The sequence below is a fragment of the Wolbachia endosymbiont (group A) of Andrena hattorfiana genome (assembly GCF_947179565.1).
In the GTDB taxonomy this organism is placed as follows: Bacteria; Pseudomonadota; Alphaproteobacteria; order Rickettsiales; family Anaplasmataceae; genus Wolbachia.
This window is the reverse complement of record NZ_CAMXBT010000002.1, coordinates 166,130-188,463: the sequence shown is the minus strand read 5'-3', so window position 1 is coordinate 188,463 and position 22,334 is coordinate 166,130. Positions and strand designations below refer to the sequence as shown.

At 34.7% G+C, this 22,334-nt stretch carries 24 protein-coding genes; 9 read left to right on the top strand and 15 right to left on the bottom strand.

Translation table 11 applies throughout. From position 1 onward, the window contains the following. Window positions 1-97: 97 nt before the first annotated feature. Window positions 98-601: a WBM0748 family T4SS-associated protein gene (locus OM966_RS02680; protein WP_264328717.1), complete on the top strand. Its 504-nt coding sequence runs from the start codon at window positions 98-100 to the stop codon at window positions 599-601. Here the strand turns inward: OM966_RS02680 and OM966_RS02675 are convergent. Beyond that, window positions 598-939, bottom strand: a complete 342-nt coding sequence (locus OM966_RS02675; protein ID WP_264328716.1) for an SH3 domain-containing protein — start codon at window positions 937-939, stop codon at window positions 598-600. The genes OM966_RS02680 and OM966_RS02675 overlap by 4 nt on opposite strands. On the opposite strand from OM966_RS02675, the gene OM966_RS02670 reads away from it, so the two are divergent. From OM966_RS02670 to OM966_RS02660, 3 genes are all read left to right on the top strand, one after another. Beyond that, a complete protein-coding gene (locus tag OM966_RS02670; RefSeq protein WP_264328715.1) occupies window positions 938-1,102 on the top strand; it encodes a hypothetical protein in 165 nt (54 codons plus the stop codon). The two genes, OM966_RS02675 and OM966_RS02670, sit on opposite strands and share 2 nt — an antisense overlap. A gap of 57 nt (window positions 1,103-1,159) precedes the next feature. Next, the gene (locus tag OM966_RS02665) at window positions 1,160-2,479 is read left to right on the top strand and encodes a pyruvate dehydrogenase complex dihydrolipoamide acetyltransferase (RefSeq protein ID WP_264329025.1); all 1,320 of its coding nucleotides are present in this window, start codon (window positions 1,160-1,162) and stop codon (window positions 2,477-2,479) included. Between the two features lie 79 nt (window positions 2,480-2,558). Continuing rightward, window positions 2,559-3,476 (top strand): hypothetical protein, encoded by a 918-nt coding sequence (locus tag OM966_RS02660; protein WP_264328714.1) that lies wholly within the window; start codon window positions 2,559-2,561, stop codon window positions 3,474-3,476. 45 nt (window positions 3,477-3,521) lie between these two features. Here OM966_RS02660 and OM966_RS02655 read toward each other — a convergent pair whose 3' ends face one another. The 6 genes from OM966_RS02655 to OM966_RS02630 all read right to left on the bottom strand — a co-directional run bounded on the left by OM966_RS02655 (window position 3,522) and on the right by OM966_RS02630 (window position 7,399). Then, window positions 3,522-4,742 (bottom strand): KAP family P-loop NTPase fold protein, encoded by a 1,221-nt coding sequence (locus OM966_RS02655; RefSeq protein WP_264328713.1) that lies wholly within the window; start codon window positions 4,740-4,742, stop codon window positions 3,522-3,524. A 3-nt stretch (window positions 4,743-4,745) separates the two neighbouring features. After that, the gene (gene recR, locus OM966_RS02650; RefSeq protein WP_458694303.1) at window positions 4,746-5,345 is read right to left on the bottom strand and encodes a recombination mediator RecR; all 600 of its coding nucleotides are present in this window, start codon (window positions 5,343-5,345) and stop codon (window positions 4,746-4,748) included. A gap of 248 nt (window positions 5,346-5,593) precedes the next feature. Beyond that, window positions 5,594-6,010 carry a hypothetical protein gene (locus OM966_RS02645; RefSeq protein WP_264328684.1) on the bottom strand — a complete coding sequence of 139 codons (417 nt, stop codon included), beginning with the start codon at window positions 6,008-6,010 and terminating at the stop codon, window positions 5,594-5,596. Between the two features lie 369 nt (window positions 6,011-6,379). Next, window positions 6,380-6,868: a recombinase family protein gene (locus OM966_RS02640; RefSeq protein WP_264328685.1), complete on the bottom strand. Its 489-nt coding sequence runs from the start codon at window positions 6,866-6,868 to the stop codon at window positions 6,380-6,382. A gap of 31 nt (window positions 6,869-6,899) precedes the next feature. Beyond that, window positions 6,900-7,217, bottom strand: a complete 318-nt coding sequence (locus OM966_RS02635) for a recombinase family protein (protein ID WP_264328686.1) — start codon at window positions 7,215-7,217, stop codon at window positions 6,900-6,902. Then, window positions 7,211-7,399 (bottom strand): hypothetical protein, encoded by a 189-nt coding sequence (locus tag OM966_RS02630; protein ID WP_253307219.1) that lies wholly within the window; start codon window positions 7,397-7,399, stop codon window positions 7,211-7,213. The genes OM966_RS02635 and OM966_RS02630 overlap by 7 nt, the downstream gene beginning before the upstream one ends. 870 nt (window positions 7,400-8,269) lie before the next feature. Between OM966_RS02630 and proS the strand changes: the two genes are divergently transcribed. The 3 genes from proS to OM966_RS02615 all read left to right on the top strand — a co-directional run bounded on the left by proS (window position 8,270) and on the right by OM966_RS02615 (window position 11,650). Next, window positions 8,270-9,538, top strand: a complete 1,269-nt coding sequence (gene proS, locus OM966_RS02625; RefSeq protein ID WP_264328711.1) for a proline--tRNA ligase — start codon at window positions 8,270-8,272, stop codon at window positions 9,536-9,538. Next, window positions 9,535-9,906 (top strand): holo-[acyl-carrier-protein] synthase, encoded by a 372-nt coding sequence (locus OM966_RS02620; RefSeq protein ID WP_253309486.1) that lies wholly within the window; start codon window positions 9,535-9,537, stop codon window positions 9,904-9,906. The genes proS and OM966_RS02620 overlap by 4 nt, the downstream gene beginning before the upstream one ends. Window positions 9,907-10,153: 247 nt before the next feature. Further along, window positions 10,154-11,650, top strand: a complete 1,497-nt coding sequence (locus OM966_RS02615; RefSeq protein WP_264328710.1) for a proton-conducting transporter transmembrane domain-containing protein — start codon at window positions 10,154-10,156, stop codon at window positions 11,648-11,650. On the opposite strand, the gene OM966_RS02610 is transcribed toward OM966_RS02615, so the two are convergent. The 5 genes from OM966_RS02610 to OM966_RS02590 form a co-directional block, all read right to left on the bottom strand. Beyond that, entirely contained in the window at window positions 11,647-12,318 is a 672-nt protein-coding gene (locus OM966_RS02610) for a VirB8/TrbF family protein (RefSeq protein WP_264328709.1), read from the bottom strand. The genes OM966_RS02615 and OM966_RS02610 overlap by 4 nt on opposite strands. 58 nt (window positions 12,319-12,376) lie before the next feature. Beyond that, window positions 12,377-13,171 carry a hypothetical protein gene (locus OM966_RS02605; RefSeq protein WP_264328708.1) on the bottom strand — a complete coding sequence of 265 codons (795 nt, stop codon included), beginning with the start codon at window positions 13,169-13,171 and terminating at the stop codon, window positions 12,377-12,379. Window positions 13,172-13,244: 73 nt separating this feature from the next. After that, on the bottom strand, window positions 13,245-14,066 hold the full coding sequence (locus OM966_RS02600) for a DNA polymerase III subunit delta' (RefSeq protein WP_264328707.1): 822 nt from the start codon (window positions 14,064-14,066) through the stop codon (window positions 13,245-13,247). Window positions 14,067-14,083: 17 nt separating this feature from the next. Then, window positions 14,084-14,671 (bottom strand): L-threonylcarbamoyladenylate synthase, encoded by a 588-nt coding sequence (locus tag OM966_RS02595; protein WP_264328706.1) that lies wholly within the window; start codon window positions 14,669-14,671, stop codon window positions 14,084-14,086. Between the two features lie 118 nt (window positions 14,672-14,789). After that, window positions 14,790-15,260 carry a hypothetical protein gene (locus OM966_RS02590; protein ID WP_264328705.1) on the bottom strand — a complete coding sequence of 157 codons (471 nt, stop codon included), beginning with the start codon at window positions 15,258-15,260 and terminating at the stop codon, window positions 14,790-14,792. A 75-nt stretch (window positions 15,261-15,335) separates the two neighbouring features. Between OM966_RS02590 and miaA the strand changes: the two genes are divergently transcribed. Further along, on the top strand, window positions 15,336-16,229 hold the full coding sequence (gene miaA / locus OM966_RS02585; RefSeq protein ID WP_264328704.1) for a tRNA (adenosine(37)-N6)-dimethylallyltransferase MiaA: 894 nt from the start codon (window positions 15,336-15,338) through the stop codon (window positions 16,227-16,229). A gap of 3 nt (window positions 16,230-16,232) precedes the next feature. On the opposite strand, the gene OM966_RS02580 is transcribed toward miaA, so the two are convergent. After that, window positions 16,233-17,171 carry a hypothetical protein gene (locus OM966_RS02580; RefSeq protein WP_264329024.1) on the bottom strand — a complete coding sequence of 313 codons (939 nt, stop codon included), beginning with the start codon at window positions 17,169-17,171 and terminating at the stop codon, window positions 16,233-16,235. A 256-nt stretch (window positions 17,172-17,427) separates the two neighbouring features. On the opposite strand from OM966_RS02580, the gene recG reads away from it, so the two are divergent. Then, window positions 17,428-19,467: an ATP-dependent DNA helicase RecG gene (gene recG, locus OM966_RS02575; protein WP_264328703.1), complete on the top strand. Its 2,040-nt coding sequence runs from the start codon at window positions 17,428-17,430 to the stop codon at window positions 19,465-19,467. A gap of 498 nt (window positions 19,468-19,965) precedes the next feature. On the opposite strand, the gene cgtA is transcribed toward recG, so the two are convergent. Both cgtA and eno read right to left on the bottom strand, forming a co-directional pair. Further along, the gene (cgtA, locus tag OM966_RS02570; RefSeq protein WP_264328702.1) at window positions 19,966-20,988 is read right to left on the bottom strand and encodes an Obg family GTPase CgtA; all 1,023 of its coding nucleotides are present in this window, start codon (window positions 20,986-20,988) and stop codon (window positions 19,966-19,968) included. Further along, window positions 20,976-22,241, bottom strand: coding sequence for a phosphopyruvate hydratase (gene eno / locus OM966_RS02565; RefSeq protein ID WP_264328701.1), 1,266 nt, complete (start codon window positions 22,239-22,241; stop codon window positions 20,976-20,978). Before eno ends, cgtA begins: the two co-directional genes overlap by 13 nt. Window positions 22,242-22,334: the final 93 nt, after the last annotated feature.

The following is a 22,334-nucleotide window of genomic DNA, read 5'->3' as shown; positions in this document are numbered from 1 at the left end:
CTCTTGTTTTAATAATTAATTAAAGTAAAGCATGTAGTAAATGGTGTAATTGTTGTGCCTTAACAAAAAGGTATAACGAATGTAAGGAGGGTACTTTATGTCTCTAAAGAATAAAATTTCTGAGCTAATAGAACAACAATTTAGCATTAAATACCATGACAATTATTTGGCTTACACTATACACAAGTGGGCTGCAAATGAAATATCTAATTCTATTGCTTTTTGCATAATTGGTTGTGGAAATTGCAAGATTGGATATCAAGATGTTGCAAATTCATTCAACATAACAAAAGAAGAAATTGATCAAGATAATATTGCAAGCATAGAAAGCAAAATAAAAAGTGAAGCTGAAAAATCAGGTAGTGAGTTTCTTAAGTTGATTTCTAGAATGGATCAATCGCTAAGAGAACAAAGTGAAAAGTCTATTGTACAAATTTTAAACTCATCTGCTGAGGAGATGTTAAGGAGTTTCTGTGGACAATGTAATAGCCCTGTACAGGAGAGTAATTCTCCAGAGCATGAAGAAGTCAGTGCATCCTCTGCTTCACCTGCTACAGAAGGTCCGGAAATTAGTGTTAATCCAGATCCTTTATCAACCTAATCAACCCCATATATATGTTTTTTTTGTACCCATGCTTTACGTTTTGGGGTGGAAAGAAAGCACCATTCTTCGTTGCATTTTTCTATTTTCATTACAACGAACTTGTCTATTTTCATAGTAATCTTGCTGTCTACACTCTGTTTTTGATATCCATAAGTATCTTCTTTTATCATTGTGTGGTGCTTATCACTAAGCAGATTGCCTTTTATCCATCCGCAGTCTTCATCTATATCGCAGACCTTTTTCCAACTCTCAAACTCTTCTATCACTTTCAGGGGCAGATTTTTGCAAGTGTATATCCATTTTACAGGATAGTGAAACCCTGGCCCCGTTCTCATGTTGATTTTATTTGATTTGGTTGAAACAAAGTTATTAGCAAACAAGCTATGGCTAAATAATAAAAACAATAGGATAATAGTACTGAACCAAGATCCCAGTGTCACGCACTGGGATGACGTGAGGGATAGTGTAACAGACTTATTCATCATAATTCACGATTAGATTGACATAAGATAAAGAGTAAATTAAAAATTGAATAGATCTTTAAATGCAAAATCAATGCCTATAGAAATATTAATGCCTGCTCTTTCACCGACAATGAGCAAAACTGGAGGAAAAATTGTCAAGTGGCATAAAAAAGAACAAGACAAAGTTGAAGTAGGCGACGTAATTGCTGAGATAGAGACTGATAAAGCCATAATGGAGTTTGAATCTGTAGATGAAGGAGTTTTAGCAAAAATTTTAGTAACAGAAGGAACAAGTGGCGTGCCTGTAAATCAACCGATAGCTTTAATGCTGGAAGAAGGAGAAGATAGCAGTGTGCTTAATAACTATACCTCAACTTCCATCAATAGTGCAGTTAAAAAGGAAGTGACAAAAAGTGCTGTTGATAATCAAAAATCAGAACACCAAGATTTAAACGGAAAGCCAACAAGTCATTCTTCGGTGTCATTCCAGCGCGTGACGCTGGAATCCAGAAGAAAAGAAGCATGGATCCCAGTGTCAAGCACTGGGATGACAGAGGGTTATGTAGAAGGTAGAATAAAAATAAGCCCATTAGCTAAGAAAATAGCTCAAAATGAAGGGGTTAATGTGCAGCAATTAAAAGGTACAGGACCATATGGTCGCATAATTAAGGCTGATGTGTTGGAGTCTTTAGGTAGTGGTACACGCATTGAAAGTCGTGAAAGGCCCGAGGAAGATACCATGGTTGAAGTAAGCAATATGCGCCAAGTGATAGCACAGCGCTTAACTGAATCCAAACAGAATGTTCCACATTTTTATTTAACTGTAGACTGCCAGGTTGATAAGTTAATATCGTTAAAAAACGAGATTAGCTCAGCAGATGAAAATAACAAAGTAACAATTAATGACCTAATCATAAAAGCTGCAGCTTTCAGCATGAAAAAATTTCCTGATATAAATTCTTCGTGGATAGATAATAAAATACTTAAATACTCGAATGTAGACATTTCAATCGCTGTGGCACTTGAAGATGGGCTAATTACTCCTATAGTAAAAAATGCTGATAAAAAGGGTATTTTATCTATATCAAAAGAAGTGAAAGATTTAGTAAGCAGAGCAAGATCTGGAAAATTAAGGCCAGAAGAATTTCAAGGAGGTGGGTTTACTATTTCCAATTTAGGAATGTTTGGTATAAAAGCCTTCAGTGCTATAATCAATCCGCCGCAATCTTGCATTATGGCAGTTGGTGCATCCAAAAAACAACCAATTGTTATGAATGAGAAAATAGAGATAGCAGAAATAATGACAGTAACACTTTCTGTTGACCATAGAGCAGTTGATGGAGCATTAGGAGCAAAATTTTTAAATGCCTTTAAGCATTATATAGAGAGTCCTCTGGCGATGCTTATTTGAAACCTATTAGCATCGTTATTACAAAATTAATACCTCTAAGTTTATAATTCTACTAGTTAATAGGCTTAGAGGTAAAAAAATGAATACTACAGTAGAAAAAAATAATCCAAAAATTTTTCCTAAAAATGAAGGAAAGATTAACTCAAAAGGCATGGTTGCCCCACCGGTACCACCAAGAGCACCAGAGACCAAGTTATCGTCGCAGAATGAGTTAGAAAAAATAGTAAAGCTTAAGAAAGTTGTTCTACCTGTTCCTCCGAAATCTTCCCAAGCTAAATTTGCTGGAATAAAAGCGATTTTTGAGCGAAATGCATCTCATTCCCAAGCAAATGATAGTAATAAAACAGTAAGTAGCAATCTTGGAAGAACATTTGGCCCAACAATGCAAAAACTCATGAAAGACAATATTCATGTAAGCGTTAGCACTTCTAACAAACAACGCCGTGATTCAGGGGATAGTGGTATCAGTGATGTTAGTAGCAGCACTTCTGATGATGAGGATAGAACAATAAAAGATAAAATGATGGAAAATGTTAAGCAGGCTAACCATCAAAAAAGCTTTGATTTACATCAAGTACAAGCAACTGATGAATTAGAAACCGTAAAATTTCTCAAAACACTAAGCAAGAAAGAAAGAGAAAACCTAGGTTTTTCTCCTAAACAGCAAAATAACCAAAAGGTTGAGACTAGCAAAAAAACTTACAATCCACTTGATTGGAATCCAATCTATCAAGGTAAAAAGCGCTTTAGCTTAGACAATATGTCGAGTAATTCGTCTTCATGTAGTGAAAAAAGCAATATTTCAGATATAAGCGATAAGTCTAATAATTCAAACATTGTCAGATGTAATATTACTAGGAGTAACAGTAAGGAAGACCTTCGTAAACCTGATGCTTCACATAATGACAAATCTGCAGGTAAAAAATTATCTAATGTCAACGTAAGCGAATTAATCAGAAAGTTTGAACAAGGTAATAACATAGTAAAGGGGCGTTAATCAAATATTACCCTATCTTTGTATATGCAAAGGTAGGGTATCTTTTCAAAATATTATATCCTTTATAGCTTTGTTAATTTTTGATTCCTTCTCTGCAAAAGCAGCTTCTAGAGAGGTTTTAAGTTTTTCCCATTCCTCTTGACCATTTAGAATTAAAGATTTATATTCATTTTCAATTTTTTCCAATGCTCTTTGACATGAGGAATCTAACTCCTCATACAAATCAGTATTTACTGATTGCAGTATTACAAAAAACGAAAACAAATTTGGAGCAGGTAATTCTTCTCTTGTGTAATTCAGAAGACACAGCTTTATTTTTTTTACGCAGTATTCTATTGTTTTTAACGATAGTAAAAGGCTTTCTGCATAAAATATAAAACTATCTACAATCAAATTTTTTGACTTTTTCGGTAATTTAATATTTTCAAATAGTTCTTTTGTAAATTTTTCTATCGGTTGCTTCGGTAAATGTAAAGAGAGATCAGTAAAAGATTTTAGGTCAAAATTTGGTCCAAGTATCGTGCTAATGGCTTTATGCACATTGCTCTTATCTTTACTTACAGAAATAATGAAAACCAGCTCCTCCACATCAAGCATATACTTTATAGATTCCAAAAAATCGACAACGAATTTAGGGCGGCACACATCAAGATTATCCACCATTATATAAATGTTTTTGTCTTTTCTAATTCTATTAACTACTTTTGCCAATTGTGTTTTAAAATCCTTAATGTTTTCTTCTCTTCTTTGAAGAGTATTCAACTCTCTCAGTACAGAACCAATATCTTTCCTATCAGCCTCTTTTGTAGCGTCAAGCAATACGGAAAGCATAGCAAGTGGAGATTTACTGATCAGCTTTCCTAGTGTGTTTAGAGAAAATAGTTCTTGGTTTATGTTCTTGAACTGTTGTATAACGCTTCTTTTTACTTCATACGATGCAAATAAATCTTCAAATAGAAAATTTAAAAAAGAAGGAAGTGGTTGATCCAGTGCATTGATATCCCATGCGTTATAGTAAGCTGCAATTTCATTTTGCTGTTTTAACTCTTTTACCCACTCTTTCAGAAAAAACGTCTTACCCCATCCGTCATATCCTTCTAAAGATATTATTGTAAAAGACTGATCAATTGTTTTAATTATAGTGTTGAATTTGCCTGAAAATTGCTTATAGTTTAGACGATCATTTTCCCAAGCCGCCACTTGAAGTGGTGGCGCTGTTTCTTTCTTCTTGAACGTTATTAACGATGCAAGTTTTTTTAAGCACATACCTTATTTTATATTTAACTCATATTCTTGTCTTGAAGTGAGGGCTGCTTTTAACGTTCCTTCATCTAGATAGTCAATTTCTCCGCCCATTGGTATGCCGCAAGCAAGACGTGATATTTTCACATCCAAATTTTTTAGCAATTCAATTATATATTGTGCAGTAACTTGACCCTCTAATGTCGGATTAATTGCAATAATTATCTCTTCAACTTTAGATTTTGTCACTCTTTCCAGAATAGTATCAAGGTTAAGTTCTTTTGGACCTATGCCGTTTATTGCAGACAATCTGCCCCCCAAAACATGGTATAAACCTGAATATATATTTCCTTTTTCAAACGCCCATAGATCACCCAATTCTTCTACTACACACAGTAACTTAGTGTCACATTTTGGGTTAATACAAATAGAACAAGGTGATTTAGTATCTAGATTTCTGCAAATCTCACATTCTACTATAAGATCTGCTAGCTCTTTAATCAAAGATACAAGTGGTAGCATAACTTTCTCTTTGTTTTGGAGTAAATGTATAGCCAACCTGCGTGATGATGATGGTCCTAAACTTGGCAATTTAGAAAAAGCATGAACTAGATTCTTTATGTTAATGTTCATTCAATAAATTCAGAATAGTTCATCAAATGGTAACATCAAACCCTTTGTAAAGAAAGTGGTAAGTTTCTCTTGATCCCACTTTGATTAGCTATAGAAAAAATTTTTTACTCTAATGCAAAAAATTACTTCCGCACACTTAAAGCCTGATTATAATAGACTTCTTGCATAACCCAAACTAAGTAGAAAAAAGGTATAGCTGACCCAAGCAACACGTCATACCGCCGCAGTATCTCTAGATCCCGCTAACAAGTAGCGGGATGATTACCCCTACAACAACATTGTAAGTATTGATTTTTCTCCCCATGAGAAGAGTCTGGAAGCTCTTTCACTCTAAACACGATGTTCACATCCTCAAAATTAATCTCAATTCGCTTAACTAACGTTCTAATAATATCACGTTTAGTTAGCCAGTCTGCATTATCAAGACTTGAGTTAATACTAGAGGAAAATCCCTCTAAATTTGTTACTACTAGAGTGAACTCTTGTGTGAGTTTTTTCTGATCAAATGTTTTTTTCTTTTGTTCTTCAACCATTTTTAAGTTTTGTTTCATTGCTTTAATTCTTGGCTCAAATTCTTCTTGATCAATATATTCTTGAACATAACTATCAATTAACCTTGCAATACCTCGTTTTAATTTATCTTCTTGTGCTTCAAGCAAAGCGCTTTTTTGATCTAGTGGTAAGTTCTGAAAGTCTTCGTTTATACTCCTCTAATATTCTATTCGGATTTTTTAATAGATGCTTTACTTCTTCCCACACAGTTATGTCTAATGTATCTGTACAAATTAATTTGTTGTTACACATTTTATTACCACCAAAACGGCGTGCCAATACAACGATAAATAAACCTGATTATTAGTTTTTTCCCTCCTTATTCCTTGCAGTGCTAGTACCATAATATGCATAATTACAAAGCTTACATACTACTAAACCTTGCAATAAATATCTTGCTCCTCTTTGTCTTGTTCTTGCTATTTTTCTATTCTCTGCTAATTGTTCTTGAACTATATCAAATAAATCTTCGTTTACTATACTAGGTACTTTAATATAAATCCAATCCTCTTTTGGAACAGAATAAGTAGAATAATTATCTTTTGGTTGCTCGCAGGAGTTTTTTTTGGTCTTATATGTTTTAATTTTACGCCTAACCTTGTTTTACCAAAAGCTGCTTGTCCTCTATAAGCAGAGTTTTTTAACATACTCAAAACTACAGCCCTATCCCAATATTCTTTTCCTGTTCGCGTCATAACGGACATAGCACTTAGCCCACGACATACTTCTCCTATACTCGCTCTTTCTCTTCCTACCCAAAAAAATACTTTACGCACAACTTCAGCTTCTTCTTCATAAATTTCAAATAAGGCTTGTCCTGTCTCTGTATTTTTATTTATATAATGATAGCCATAAGGAGCAGCTCTCATTACACTTATATAACCCTTATTGGCTGCATAAATCTTTCCTCGGCAGCTTCCTTCCATGATTTTTGCACGTTCATATTCTGCTATCATACCTTGCATTTGTAATAGTAATTGAGATTCTAGATTATCGCTAATTTAAAAAAATGACTTCTACTCCTAGTTTCTTGAACTCTTCAAGTAATACCATCTGATATGCATACTTGCGAGATAAACGATCAGGAGAATGAATATAAACCTTATCAATGCTACCTTCTGCTATTTTATCACGTAATTTTTCTAAACCAGGACGGATTATATTAGAACCATTATCAATAAATTTATATTCATTTAATAATTTATGTCCGTCCATACTAATTTGATTCTCTATAGCAGCAATTTGACTTGCTATTGTACCTTCTTGTGCTTGTCTCCCTGAAGAAACTCTTGCATATAATCTAACTGTTACCATTTAACCCTCCTCAAATCTACTTTCTTACATTCAGAGTTTTCTTCCTTTTTGCTCACTTTTATTGGTTTACTTAACACTAATTTTTCATATGCATCTAATAGATACAACTCTGCTAATCTATTCACTTCATAACTACAACGAATACAAACTATTAATTTCTTGTTGCCCATTAGCTCTCCCATATGTTATTCATCGAGACATATGGTTATTTGATCACTAGCTCTATAAATAAATTCAACTCTCTGTTCTTTTTGTAGAAGCTTTCGGGAAATAGTTTTCTCAAGTTTCAGATTTCTTCCAATATTGTTGGCGGAGTCCCTATGACGGTTCGCGGTGGTATGACGATAACCTCGTCATCCCGCTACGTGTTAGCGGCTAAGAGATGCCACGGCGGTATGATGTAGGGGTTGCCGAGAACTTGTCATTCCAGTGCTTGACACTGGAATCTAGTTCTTATTGTACATTTACTTGGTGTAGAGTTAAGTTTCCTGGATCCCAGTGTCTGGGCACTGAGATGACATCACAGGGGCGCTGGGATGACACCCTGACAATCGTCATCCCGCTACTTGTTAGCGGGATCTATGCTAAGGAGATACCGCGGTGGTATGACGGTTAAGTATCCCGCTGCTTGTTAGCGGGATCTATGTTAAGAGATACCGCGAATGAATCGCGGTATGACGGTTCGCGGTGGTATGACGGTTAAGTATCCCGCTACTTGTTAGCGGGATCCATGCCAAGAGATACCGTGACGGTATGACAAGGGAGAACAGTTGCTACTTGTTAGCGGATGAGATACCGCGGCGGTATGACGGTTCGCGGTGGTATAGTAATTCGTCATCCCGCTGCTTGTTAGCGGCTAAGAGATACCGCGGCGGCATGACGTAGGACTGCTGTCATCCCGCTACGTGTTAGCGGGATGAAAATGTTGTACCAAGACCACGGTAGCTATAAAATTATCAAGGGAAGTACCACACACTTCCCTTCTTTTTCAAAATAAGTTTACCTACAGGTCTGATTGTATTAAGATTACTTAATACAATCAGATCTATTATATGCATTTATCCAAATATTACCTACCAACTCTAAAGGAAAAGCCTACCCATGCTAAAATTATCTCCCATCAATATTCTTTACGTGCAGGTTTAATAAAGCAGATAGCATCTGGCATCTATACGTGGTTGCCGCTTGGTCTGCGCGTGCTTAAGAATATTGAAGATATTATCAGAGATGAAATGGATAAATCTGGTGCAATTGAAGCATTAATGCCTTGTGTGCAACCAGCAAATCTTTGGCGAGAATCGGGACGTTACGATGATTACGGTAAGGAAATGCTACGTATAAGGGATAGGCATGAGGAAGATATGCTTTTCGGTCCAACGCATGAGGAGGTAGCAACTGATCTAATTAGAGATGTGGTAAAAAGTTACAAAGATTTGCCACTTTGTTTGTATCATATCCAGTGGAAATTCCGTGATGAGGTAAGACCACGTTATGGTGTTATGAGGGGTAGGGAATTTCTGATGAAGGATGCATACAGTTTTGATGTAGATTACGAAGGTGCACTGAATTCATATAATTTGATGTACAAAACTTACATAAAAATCTTCAAACGCATGGGACTTACTCCAATTGGAGTGAGAGCGGACACTTGGCCAATTGGAGGAAATTTGAGCCACGAGTTTCATATATTGGCAAACACTGGTGAGAGCACTTTATATTATGACAATAAATTTTCTGAACTACTGGAAAGTGAAGATGTTGAAAGTTTGAAGAATATATATGCAGTTGCAGATGATATGCACGACCCTAAAACTTGCCTTGTGCCGCAAGAGCAGTTAAATGTTAGTAAAGGTATTGAAATAGGGCATATTTTTTATTTTGGCGACAAATACTCAAAGCCTATGAAGGCAAGTGTTACTTCTCAAGATGGAAAAAATGTCAACATGCATATGGGTTCGTATGGCATTGGGGTTTCAAGGCTTGTCGGTGCAATAATAGAAGCTTTTCATGATGATAAGGGAATTATCTGGCCAGAAGCGGTAGCTCCTTTCAGAATTGGTTTAATCAATTTACAAACGAAAGTAACGGAGGCTGCAGATAAAATATACAAAGCTTTGAAAAGTGATGAAGTGCTTTACGATGATACGGAAAGAAGTATAGGAGTAAAATTTTCTAGAATGGATCTGATAGGCTTGCCGTGGCAAATAATTGTTGGAAAAAAGGCAATAGATGAAAATATAGTTGAAGTAAAAAATAGAGCAACTGGAGAGGTAAAAGAAATGCAGATTGAGGAAGCAATAAATCGCTTTAGCACAAAATGATACGCGGTATCGGCACTGACATAGTATATATACCAAGAGTATTGAGAATATTACAAAAATACGGGGAAAAATTTCTCAATAGAATCTACACTGAAAAAGAAATAGAGCTAAGTAGAAAGTATAATAGTCAAGAAATGCGAGCAAGGTATTTTGCCAAACGCTTTGCAGCAAAAGAAGCTTTTGTTAAAGCACGAGGTACTGGATTTAGCCAGGGCATTATAATGAAAGATATAGAAATATACAGCGATGTAAGAGGAAAACCATATATTGCTGTCAGAAAGGATTTCATCTCAAAGGACTACAAGATTCATCTTTCTCTGAGTGACGATGGAGATTACGCTACTGCATTTGTTATAATTTGCGTCTAGCAGATATTGTTTCAATTTATGCAGTTGACTTTATGCTATCTATATAGCTAAACTGACTTAGGTTTACCGACAATTTGAAAAACAACAAATTCGTCATTCCGCTACTAGTTAGCGGAATCTATGCCGAGATACCGCGGCGGTATGACGTGTTAGCTATAGCATACACAAACAACTAGTTTGCCAAAAAAACATGGCGGTTTTTCTATGATTTGAGTATAATTCTAGCTTTACCTAAACAGAAAATTTAATGGACTATATCTTAATGTATCTTTCGTTACCATTTTTAATTACTGAGAATTACTTATTAATTACTGCGTTGATTCCGCTTTTAAGTGCTTTTGTTATCTTTTTTACTGGTAAATGGCCCGGAGTGAACAATAGTATTACTGTCATTTCTTCTGTACTTCTGTTTACGTATACGTGTCTGTGCACTTTATATTGGGTATATGGTGATCATTCTCAATTTATTCTCATGGATTTTGGTAATAATTTGCACATTAGTTTAAAGCTAGAGTCTACCGGAGTAATATTCAGTCTATTAATATCGTTTTTATGGATACTAACCAGTATATATGCAATATGTTATATGCAGAATAACTATGCTGATAGCAATCACTCAAGTTTTCTATGCTTTTTTTCAATATCGATTAGCTGTGCAATGTTTATTGCTTTTTCTGGAGATTTGCTCACTACATTTGTTTTTTATGAGCTTCTAACTATTAGTACATACCCTCTGGTTACTTACAACTCAACAAATGAATCAATGATTGCAGGGCGCTATTACTTTGGCGTGCTATTTTTCTCTTCTTTAGTATTATTCTTTCCTGCAATAGGCCTTTTATATAATGAATTTCATACTTTAGACTTTGTAAGTGGTGGAATATTCAAATTTGATACTTCACTCATCACTTTCATTGCAGTGTGTTTTGCTATGCTGATTTATGGAATAGGAAAAGCTGCATTAATGCCAATGCATTTTTGGTTACCAAAAGCAATGGTTGCACCAACTCCTGTGAGTGCACTATTACATGCTGTTGCTGTTGTGAAATCCGGAGTTTTCATCATCATAAAAGTTATATTATACACTTTCGGCGTCGATAACATGCAACGTTTTGTGCAGCAAAATTGGTTCGCTGGAGGGTGGCTTCCGTACGCTGCTGGATTTACTATTATTACTGCATCATTGATTGCATTAAAGCGAAAAGAATTAAAGAAATTGCTTGCTTACTCTACCATCTCTCAATTGTCGTATATTATATTATTTGCTTCAATTTTTAGTGAGCTCAGCATGAGGGTTGCAATTTTTCAATTAGTTTGCCACGCATTTGCAAAAATCACTTTGTTTTTCATTGCCGGAGCAATAATAACGAAAACAGGTGAGAAATATATAGATAAGATTCACGGTATAGGACGCAGTATGCCAATTAGCATGACAGCATTTGCTATAGGTGCATTGTCTATGATAGGGGTGCCGCCTGCTCCGACTTTTTGGGGTAAATTTCTCATTTTTCAAGCTGTTTTCAACTCTGGCAATGTAATACTTTCTGTGTTTGTAACTCTAGTGTTAATTGTTAGTACTATACTTAACGCTCTGTACTTTTTACCGATAATTTACAATGCCTTTTTCTTAAAACCTTCTCAGAATTACTTTATTAAAAAAACGCCAATTCTTCTAGTTTTACCTCCAGTTATTACTGCTACATGCACTTTAGTTATTTTTTTTAGCTACCAAGTAATATTTTAAAATCTGTATTTATAACCATTAACAATAAATTTAAATGGTATTATACCAGCCAGAGTTGCTTTTATACTCGACAAAGTGAAGCTAATCTCCACAGTATGATCTTTCACCTCCTTATTTTGCTCGGTTGTAAAAACTACAGTAGCATTTCCAGCAAATGTAACTAAGTCCTTGGTCGATCGATCAATAGATAATGTTATTACATTTATGTTGGCAGTTTTTCTTTTGGATGAAGGTGAACTAACAGCTTCATTGTTCGTTTTTTCCTGAAAGCCTTGATAGATTTTATGTATAGAATTGTTTCTTATAAAATTTTCTTGGTACTTCGGTTCAACGATCTTAATGGACTCGTATATTTCAATGTATTTACTTATTAAGTACCTCGCTATGGAAGTGTATTCATCTTCCTTTTTACTGAAACTAAGCTTATGCATTGCAGAGAACTCATCTTCTGTGTGGTTCATGTACTTCACAAAATTTAAATCTTTTTTAACAGGAAATAACAGGTATATGTTTAATATTAATAAACATAAGCATACTAGGAGAAGCGATACTATTAATGCCATCCAAGATCTTTCTGCTACACAAAACAGATACCTATGGCAGTACCATTCGACTGCTTTACTGAAATAACTTTTGTTTTTTACTGATTCAAGCAATTTATCTTCCATAACACAATGCTACCAAACCTAATTATAATAACAATAAGATTAGATACTCTAAAAAACTTTAAAATATGTCTAAATTTTCCAAAATAGGATGAATGATTATATCACCTTGTTCTGCAATAAGGTAGAATTTATCGATTTTGCTCACATCTATATTGATCATTTTTACACTGAAATTTTCAGGATTGTAAATATTACTTTCAGCACTTTTGTGATAATTATAATAATGTAATTTATTTTGATCATCAAAATAACCAAATTCATCAGCGAGGGTTCCCACTTTGCTACCTTTACCACTTTTGACTAGCTCAAATAGATCAATTGCATGGTTTTGAGATCCAGGCTCAATAGGCCCTTCTGCAGCAAAAAACTTAGGTGCATGACCAACGTATTCCTTAAATTTTAGATTATGAGTCTTTTTTACACTACCAAAATCCACAAACTTATATTCATCTGAAACGCCAGAATATTGTGGATCATACTTTTTATATTCAAAAAACTCATTACCTAAAAAATTACAAAACGTTAATTTATAATCATCATGATCGGATTTAACGACTTTAAGGTAATGAAAATCCCTAGGAATCTTTACTTCCTCTTCCGTGATATGATTACGTACAACAAGCTCACCATTTAGCATATGATAGCCAATTTTTGGCAAAGTAGCTATATTGATTGCCTTGTTTAGCTTAAAATTTGCTTCATAAATGCCGCTTAACAACTCCTTTCCTTTTTCTAAGGTGACGTCCTGGTCTAAAGCTATATTCTTGATTGAACTTAATTCTTTCTGCATGTTTAGTATGGCTTTCGTCAAAACTTCTATTGATTGCCATACAGTTAATTTATTATCAGTCAAATTATATACTTCGAGTATAAAATTAACAGAATTTTATCATGAATTTATGTTAAAAGTATTATACTTTGTAAACTTATGTCATGATATTAACTACATTAGCTAAAACATGTTTTTTATCTAAGTGAAGTTGCTTAGCAACAACGAAAAGTTCATCTATTTTTTTCCACTGACCTAGTAAAATTTCAACACCATTTACCTCTCTCTTTATGCTTTCTAAAATGAAGGCCTGAATTATATATGATGCTAGTTCTAGTTCGATTTCACTATTAATTACTTTATTAATCATATTGGGATTCTTTAAATCATGAAGAAATTTATAAAAGCATTTGTATGCTTCATAAGTATCACTACTTATTGCATTTATTATCATTCCTGGCATTCCAGGAAATAAAGTAATCATTTCGTCAAACGTTTGATCATCAAATTTACATTGAGATGAAGCAACTTGCTTTGTTTCGTCATAAGTTAATGGAAGTAAATTTAGCTGAAAGCACCTACACTGGATAGTAGTTTGTATATCATATGGCTTATGGCTAATTATAAATATCTTAGAATTTTTTGGCGGCTCTTCTAATATTTTCAATATTGCGTTTTTAGCGTTATTAGTCATTGCCTCTAAGCTATCTATTATAGCTATTTTGTGTTCTGATTGAATGGGACTTAAGTGTAGAAAGTTTTTCATTTCTCTGACTTTTTCTATTCCAATAGTATCACCTTCAACAATGTGTAAGTCCAATGCTACTTCATTATAGCTTTTTATGAGTAACCAATTGGAGAAGGATTTTGCAAGTGTTGCTTTTCCTATACCTTTTTTACCACAGATCAGCCAAGACTGAACAGATAAGTTGTTCATTAATTTTTTTTTGGCCTGGTTGTGACCTATTACTTTTTTCATTCTTTCTCCTATAGATCTTAGTTTGAAAATGCATTGGTTACTGTTTGTAATAAAATTGCACCTTCCCTTAAAACCTTAATCTTATCTTCGGTTAAGTCAATAATAGTAGATTCTATACCAGAAACTAATTCATCATCTTCAATCACTGCAGATAAATGTTGCTTAATGGATTGTGGTATATCGTCTGCCTTACATACACTTTTTTCTCCTGAAATATTTATACTAGTTGCAACTATTGGAACTTTCAGTTTTTTTAGTATTGAAATTGCAATAGGATGCTCAGGGATTCTGATGCCTATACTATCTTTAAAGAATTCGTTTGGCAATATATTATTGTTTTTAAGTGGTAAAATATAGGTAATCGGTCCAGGAGAAAAGTGATTTACTAAACCAATATACTTTTTCTCTAGCTTTGCTATTCTCATCAAGCTGCAAATATCACTAACAAATATAGACAGTGGTTTATTTTGAGAGCGTTTCTTTATCTGATATATTTTTCCTATAGATTCATTATTTAATGCATTACAAGCAAGAGCATACACTGTTTCTGTTGGAAAACACACTAACAAGTTGTTCTGTATTGCATTTATTATTTTAGATACCATATAGCTAAAAACTTATTCATAACAACTAGATCAGTTTTGTTGCATTGTATCTTATATAGTAACTGCTAGTTTTTGTGAACGCAATGCAACGCAGCTTACCATTTGTTATGCAGACTTGCTACAACCCAAACTCTTCATTGACTTTATCAACTATTGCCTGTGGTGGATCCTCTCCCCATCCTGAATACAAAATCTCTCCATAGTCTGCAACATCTATAGAGCCAGTTCTGCTTTTTGCTAGAAACATTTCTCTTTTCTCTTTATCAACTAATACATAATGCCACGCTGATTTTCCACGATCTTTACCACGGACTAAATATATAAGATCTAACCTACTTCTTTTTGTTGCATCAGCAAAAGATCTTTCATTGACAGTTCTGCTTTTACTTTTTATGCCGCCACTTTCAGAAAAAGCTTCCTTGGATTCGGTTTTTTTGTTTGCTAATTCAGAAATTTTCCCTTTTTCCCCTAATGCCCGTTCTTTGGTGTTTTGAGACGAATACTTACTGGAAAAACCTTCCCCTGTATCGCCAGGAGTCCTGTTTGTGAAACGCTTAATAAATGAATTATTGTCGTTGTTTTCTGCCATAAAAATCTCCAAACTTTAGATTGTAGGACCCAAATTTTTACTACACTCTATCATATGTTAATTAAATTAATATAAATGAAAAATAATATAGTAATTATTACAGGAATTACAGCTTCAGGTAAATCAGAATTGTGTGATAACCTGATAAAAAAATATAATAATATCAGCATAATAAATTGTGATTCAAAGCAGGTATATGAAGAAATTCCTATAATTACTGCTCAACCACTAAAGCAAGAAGAATTTTATAAATTATATGGTTATGTTTCAGCAAAAGAAAATTATTCCGTGGGTCTATGGTTAGAGGATTTAGAAAAAGAAGTTAATCACGCATTAGAAAATGCTCAAATACCTATCATCACTGGAGGAAGCGGGCTTTACATCAGCAGTTTAATCAAAGGCTTATCATCAATGCCACAAATAAGTCAGAAAGTAAGGAAAAATGTAAGCGAATTAAGGAAAAATTTAAGTAAAGAGGAGTTTTACAAATTAGTGCTAAGCAAAGATCCAAGGATTCAAGGTAAAGTATTCATGAATGACTCGCACCGCCTTTCAAGGGCACTTGAAGTTATCACTGAAACTGGTAAGACAATCTTTGTATGGCAAGAAAATAGACAGCCTCCTTTATTCGATAATTTTAAGATATATACAATTTTGCCTAAACGTGAGGATGTATACCAAAAAATAAATTCTCGTTTTATCAAAATGATCGAAAATGGAGCAATTGATGAAGTAAAAAAGCTACTTAGTATGAACTTAGCTCCACATTTGCCAGCTATAAAAGCACATGGAGTGCCAGAAATTGTAAAGTATTTGAAAGGTGAGATTACTTTAGACGAAGCGATACAGATTGCTCAAACAAACACAAGACACTACGCAAAACGCCAGTACACTTGGTTTAAAAACCAGTTCCCAAGTTCTGAAGTAATTGATTGTGCAAATGAGCTAACAGCGCTTGAAATATTTTAATTGTTAGTTTCCAGGTGTATTTCCATGCTCATTGCTATGAATGGGCGGTTCCATATTTTCCAGATGGCTGTTTACTTCTAGTGGATTACCTAAACTATGTTCTATCTCTGCTTCAAACTTAAATCCTAACTTCTCGCAAAATTTCTGGAAATACTCTTTAATAATATCAAATAAATTTTTGCCATCAATTTTGTAATTTTTCAGTTCTCGAGGAGCAGTAAGTAATAATTTACCATCTTTATATGTTACATCATTTTTCTCATCTTGGAATGCAAGTGTAAACTCTAATGAGCTATTTATCTGACAAACTTCTTCTTCTGGATTATCAGATTTTACCGTAGGCACTGCCATCTCAGATTTGACTTTTACATGATTTGGATCAGTGCAATCAATAACTATTGTTTTTTGAGGACTTAGTAGCGTAAATTCGGACTGGCGAAATGCTTGAAAGAGAACATCAGTGAATAAAGTGCCTTCATACCCTGCTTGATTACAATTAGTAATTAGCTCTTCTAGAATAGAATCACTTGGAACTTTTGCTTCAGCATATTTAAACATTTCCTTAAAAACTTCTTTTGCAAACGAGCGATAATTTCTGGCTTCTTCCTTTGGTAATAGGTGAGCATACTCCTTGCCTAAATTGTAAAATCTCTCAAATTCCTTTTCATACTGGTCAGTTTTTTTATGATCAGGAGTATTGTCATTTTCACAATATTCGTTCCAAATTTTATCGAATTCACGTTGCTTAGCTCCTTCCATCAACGCACTAGTTAAAGTTTGGTCTATACTTTTACCATTAATAACAAAATCCATTCTATTGATGTCTTTATACATCTGTTCACCAGAGTTTGCTTCAGCATTATCTTTACCAGCTCTTAATTTGCTAAAATCAAACTCTTCTGCTTGAGCCCTTAATGTAACTACTGGATTGGTACTATTCATTTCTATCATAGACCTATTAACATCATAATTAATTATATCACAAATTATTAATAATTCAATAAAATACCTGCTATAAGCCCTATGATAGCAAATATAGTTAGGGGTAACTTAGGCTTACCGACAACCGTCATCCCGCTGCTTGTTGCACCGCGGTGGTAAGATGTTAGAGAGCTGTGCTAGCTATAGTGCATACCTGACCATAAGGTGACAAGATTTTAAAAAGGCTCTATTATTGATAAACAGTTTTTACACATGTATGAATCTCAATGAGCAATTAGATGTGCTGGCTTTTCTAAATGGCAAGCTGGAAAATATGCTTAAGTTCCATTCCGCAATATTACCTAAACTCTGTGGTGGGAACAAAGTGGTGGACCTGCTGTTTTATAGGCCGCTTGGTTATATAGATAGAAGTAAGTCACTACTTGATACTCAAGTTGGAGAATTTACAACTTTCATGGCAAAAGTTTATGAGCATCAGTCGCCCACTTTTAGAGGTAGACCATATAAAATAGTCGTTGAAAGTGAGAGTCAGTATATATTCATAGTCTTTTTTAATTACTCAGTTAAGTATTTATATAAACTATTTCCAGTTGGAGCCTATGTAATCATCAGTGGCAAACTCGAAAAATTTGCTGAGCATTGGCAGATTACTCATCCAGATTACGTGTCGCTTGACATCAACCAATTTAAAGAAATAGCTCGCATAGAGCCAGTCTACCAATTATGCCGTGGCATTACCAATAAGAGCATTGGGAATATAATAAGCTCTAACCTGAAAGAATTGCCTGATTTGCCAGAGTGGATAGATGATACATTAATCAAGCAAAAAAAATGGCTAAGTTGGAGGGAAAGCATAATAAAGTTGCACAGACCAAGCTCATTGGCGGAAGCCGAGGTTTGTAGAAAAAGGCTTGCTTATGATGAATTGTTTGCGTATCAGCTAGCACTGAAACTTGCAAGAGAAAATCATGTAAAAGAAAGGGGAAGAGAATTTATAGTATTGAATAAATATAAAGAGCAAGTTTTAAATGAATTATCGTTTCAATTAACAAACGATCAAATTCGTGCAATAGATGAAATTTCAGAGAGGCAAAAATCCAAGTATCGCATGATGAGCTTGCTGCAAGGTGATGTTGGTAGTGGCAAAACCGTAGTTGCACTTTTTGCGATGCTAAATGTGGTAGAAAACAACATGCAGGTAGCTCTAATGGCACCGACTACTATCTTGGCGGAGCAACATTATAACTGGATTGAGGAAGTTTTATCCTGTACCGATATAAAAGTTGCGCTGCTTACTGGTAAAACTTCGCGCAAGGAAAGAAAGATTATCATGAACGAACTTGCAAGTGGTGTTTTAAATATAGTGATTGGCACCCACGCGTTATTTCAAGCTAACGTTACATTTAAAAATTTAGGGCTTGCAGTCATAGACGAGCAACAGCGATTTGGAGTGATGCAGAGAAATCGCTTGGTAGGAAAAGGAGAAAATGCCGATATACTTTTCGTTACTGCAACTCCCATTCCAAGAACCTTGCAGCAAGCTATGTATGGTGACGTTGAATGTTCAATTTTGAGAGAAAAACCAAAATCCAGATTGCCAATAAAAACTGTAACTATGAACATTAGTAGGGTGCCAGATGTTATTGAAAAGCTAAAAGGTGCTATAAACAGGGGCGAAAAAGCATATTGGATTTGTCCATATATAGAAGAAAACGAAGAGACCAATATTGCTGCAGCAGAGATGCGTTTTCAGGAATTACAAAAAACATTTTTTGATAGAGTCAGGATAATACACGGAAAATTGACTCAGGAGCAGAAAGATCAAGTTATGTTTTCCTTCAAAAGAAATGAATTTTCTTTGCTTGTTGCAACCACTGTGATAGAAGTTGGTATAGATGTGCCAGATGCAACCATTATGATTATAGAAAATGCAGAGCGATTTGGGTTATCGCAATTACATCAGTTAAGAGGCAGAGTAGGGCGAGGAAACAAGCCATCTTTTTGTGTATTATTATACGATAATTTAAGTAAAAGCTCATCTTCAAAGTTAAAGATCATGTGTGAGTCACAGGACGGATTTTACATTGCTGAAAGGGATATGATGCTAAGAGGCAGTGGAAATATTTTAGGCACAAAACAATCAGGATGTATGGAATTTAAATTTGCTGATTTATATCAGGACAAAGAGCTGCTCAACCTCGTGTATAATAACGCAAAAGGCGCAATGGCTAATTTTGAATTACTGCTTGATATATTTGAATATAGAAGTAGATTACATTTTTCAAAATTTCAGTAGGAAAACTTCTTATCCAGGTAGCTCGCAGAAATGAATTAAATGCAAAAATTCCTTGACAAACTCCGCCAGCCCCCTTACCATGGCAGTGAAGCTATTGTATTTGCTTTCGCCAATCTGCAGATTAAAAGGTAAGGATTACTTAATGTATCGGCGTTTTATGTTCAATTTTTTGCAGTATATAGATACTGTATGTCTTTACAAAACTTCATCTACATCTAGATTTTTATCTAAATAAGCTGAACGCGCTTACAAAGCGTTACAAGACATCAAAAAATGCCAATACTCGACAAAGATAGTAAAAGACTAGCTAACCCGGGGATTCTTTGTCTTTTTTTCTGCTTGGTAAATTTCTTAAATATTTATAGCTAACATGAAATGGGCAGTGCGTCACGCGCTGACCATTTACTGTGCAAATCACCTTCAAAAACAAACGTTCTTACACATATATTCTAGTTATATGATAAAATAAATGAAAAACATCAATTATCTAAATGAAATTCACATCTTAAAAGGATCATATACATCGATTTCCTTAGAATTACTCTTTTTCAATTTTTCACTTAATAATCTTAAAATAGGCTGTAAATCACCATTAATTGATAAGCACAGCACTTCTTTATTAAGATAATTGGCTAGGTGATTCTTCTTTTCCAGAATTTCTGCTTCTCTCAGCAAGTCGCATTTGTTTAATACTACAATCTCTTCTTTTTCAACAAGATCACCATTGTAAAGTTCCAATTCATTATGGATACAACTATAAGCCGAAACAACGTCATCATGAGTTACATCAATTAAATGAAGTAAAATTTGACACCTTTCTATGTGCTTTAAAAATTTATGTCCGAGCCCAACCCCAAGGTGAGCATCGGTGATTATTCCAGGAATATCTGCTATTACAACTTCGCTATCATCCACTTTTGTCACACCTAAGTGGGGTCTTACGGTGGTAAATGGATAATCGCCTACTTTTGTATCGGAATTTGAGCAGCGAGTCAAAAATTTTGATTTACCTGCGTTTGGCATGCCAATAATTCCAATATCTGATAAAACTTTTAGTTTTAATAATACATGTTTTTCTTCGCCAGGCTGACCGTAAGTAAAATGTCTTGGTGTCTTATTAGTAGAAGATTTAAAATTAGTATTTCCAAGTCCACCTTTTCCACCCTGTGCTACTTGAAATTCCATACCAGGCTTGTCAAGGTCTACTATTATCTCTTCACTTTCTTCATCAATTATTTGTGCACCGACTGGAACTCGAAGTATAACGTCTTTCCCTGCTGTGCCAGATCTATCCCTGCCTGCACCATTTTTCCCATTATCTGCTTTAATGTGTCTTCTATAACGAAAATGAAGCAAAGTGTTGAGATTAGCGTCGCTGATGAAAACTATGTTTCCACCCTTTCCTCCATTACCACCATTTGGACCACCAAATTCAACGAACTTTTCTCGACGAAAACTTGCACAACCGTCACCACCATCACCGGCTTTTAAGTACAATTTTACTTCGTCTATAAAACCCATGCTAATCCACGATAATATTTAGCATTTTTTCCTAGTGTGCCTTCTATTCTCATTAGCTCGTTGTACTTTGCGAGCCTATCAGAACGCGACAGCGACCCGGTTTTTATTTGCCCGCAATTTGATGCAACTGCTATATGAGATATTGTTGTGTCTTCTGTTTCACCTGAGCGGTGAGAAATAACAGCTTTGTAGTTGTTTGATTTTGCCATTTCAATAGCAGCAAAAGTTTCTGTTAACGTCCCTATTTGATTTGGCTTGATCAGTACAGCATTTGCCATTTTTTCTTCTATTCCTTTGCCTATTAGTTCACAATTTGTAACAAATAAATCATCCCCAACCAATTGAATTTTACTCCCCAATTTTGCAGTAAGTAATTTCCAACCTTCGTAATCGTCTTCACTCATTGCATCTTCTATAGAAATTATTGGATATCTTTCCACAAGATTACAATAATATTCAGTCAATTCTTTTGAAGTAAGCTTTTTATTTTCAAATTTGTAAATTCCATCTTCATAAAAAGTAGATGAAGCAACATCAAGGCCTAGTGCAAAGTGATTTCGCATTGAATAACCGACAGATTCTACAGCCTGGATTATCAGATTAAGAGCTTCTTCAGTGCTCTCAACATTTGGTGCAAAACCACCTTCATCTCCTACGTTTGTGCTATAACCCTTTTTCTTAAGAATGCTACGTAAGTTGTGGAACACCTCCGCAGATATTCTGATTGCTTCACTGAAAGTCTCAGCACCGACCGGAAGAATCATGAATTCTTGGAAATCGAGCTTATTGTCTGCATGTACTCCACCATTAATTATGTTAATGAGTGGAACCGGCATCTGCTCTCCTCCCAAATATCTATATAGCGGCATTTTGAAACTGTTTGCTGCTGCTTTTGCAACCGCAAGAGACACACCCAAAGTTGCATTTGCTCCAAGTTTAGATTTATTTTTTGTTCCATCTAGTTCAATTAATGCTTTATCAATTGCACTTTGGTTTGTTGCATCCATGCCAATGATTTCATTTGCTATCACTCCATTTACAGCTTGAACAGCTTTCAGCACTCCTTTACCACAATACCTTTTCTCATCTTGGTCTCTGAGTTCCAAGGCTTCTAATTTACCAGTTGAAGCTCCAGAAGGTACAGAGGCCCTACCTATTGCTCCATCACAGAGTTCAATTTCCACCTCAACAGTGGGGTAACCCCTGCTATCTAAAATTTCTCTTGCAAATACGTTGTTGATTATTTTTTGCATAGCTCCATTGCAAACCATTACTCTCATTTATATACACTTAAGGAATAGAAGACAAACATTACAAATAAGATCAGAGGATCTGTTGTTATATTA

Excerpts from the sequence above, each read along its gene's own strand:
- OM966_RS02680 (WP_264328717.1), top strand. The coding sequence starts at position 98 with ATGTCTCTAAAGAATAAAATTTCTGAGCTAATAGAACAACAATTTAGC.
- OM966_RS02670 (WP_264328715.1), top strand. The coding sequence starts at position 938 with ATGTTGATTTTATTTGATTTGGTTGAAACAAAGTTATTAGCAAACAAG.
- OM966_RS02675 (WP_264328716.1), bottom strand. The coding sequence starts at position 939 with ATGAGAACGGGGCCAGGGTTTCACTATCCTGTAAAATGGATATACACT.
- OM966_RS02665 (WP_264329025.1), top strand. The coding sequence starts at position 1,160 with ATGCCTATAGAAATATTAATGCCTGCTCTTTCACCGACAATGAGCAAA.
- OM966_RS02660 (WP_264328714.1), top strand. The coding sequence starts at position 2,559 with ATGAATACTACAGTAGAAAAAAATAATCCAAAAATTTTTCCTAAAAAT.
- OM966_RS02655 (WP_264328713.1), bottom strand. The coding sequence starts at position 4,742 with ATGTGCTTAAAAAAACTTGCATCGTTAATAACGTTCAAGAAGAAAGAA.
- OM966_RS02640 (WP_264328685.1), bottom strand. The coding sequence starts at position 6,868 with ATGCAAGGTATGATAGCAGAATATGAACGTGCAAAAATCATGGAAGGA.
- OM966_RS02635 (WP_264328686.1), bottom strand. The coding sequence starts at position 7,217 with ATGGTAACAGTTAGATTATATGCAAGAGTTTCTTCAGGGAGACAAGCA.
- OM966_RS02630 (WP_253307219.1), bottom strand. The coding sequence starts at position 7,399 with ATGGGAGAGCTAATGGGCAACAAGAAATTAATAGTTTGTATTCGTTGT.
- proS (WP_264328711.1), top strand. The coding sequence starts at position 8,270 with ATGCATTTATCCAAATATTACCTACCAACTCTAAAGGAAAAGCCTACC.
- OM966_RS02620 (WP_253309486.1), top strand. The coding sequence starts at position 9,535 with ATGATACGCGGTATCGGCACTGACATAGTATATATACCAAGAGTATTG.
- OM966_RS02615 (WP_264328710.1), top strand. The coding sequence starts at position 10,154 with ATGGACTATATCTTAATGTATCTTTCGTTACCATTTTTAATTACTGAG.
- OM966_RS02610 (WP_264328709.1), bottom strand. The coding sequence starts at position 12,318 with ATGGAAGATAAATTGCTTGAATCAGTAAAAAACAAAAGTTATTTCAGT.
- OM966_RS02600 (WP_264328707.1), bottom strand. The coding sequence starts at position 14,066 with ATGAAAAAAGTAATAGGTCACAACCAGGCCAAAAAAAAATTAATGAAC.
- OM966_RS02595 (WP_264328706.1), bottom strand. The coding sequence starts at position 14,671 with ATGGTATCTAAAATAATAAATGCAATACAGAACAACTTGTTAGTGTGT.
- OM966_RS02590 (WP_264328705.1), bottom strand. The coding sequence starts at position 15,260 with ATGGCAGAAAACAACGACAATAATTCATTTATTAAGCGTTTCACAAAC.
- miaA (WP_264328704.1), top strand. The coding sequence starts at position 15,336 with ATGAAAAATAATATAGTAATTATTACAGGAATTACAGCTTCAGGTAAA.
- OM966_RS02580 (WP_264329024.1), bottom strand. The coding sequence starts at position 17,171 with ATGAATAGTACCAATCCAGTAGTTACATTAAGGGCTCAAGCAGAAGAG.
- recG (WP_264328703.1), top strand. The coding sequence starts at position 17,428 with ATGAATCTCAATGAGCAATTAGATGTGCTGGCTTTTCTAAATGGCAAG.
- cgtA (WP_264328702.1), bottom strand. The coding sequence starts at position 20,988 with ATGGGTTTTATAGACGAAGTAAAATTGTACTTAAAAGCCGGTGATGGT.
- eno (WP_264328701.1), bottom strand. The coding sequence starts at position 22,241 with ATGCAAAAAATAATCAACAACGTATTTGCAAGAGAAATTTTAGATAGC.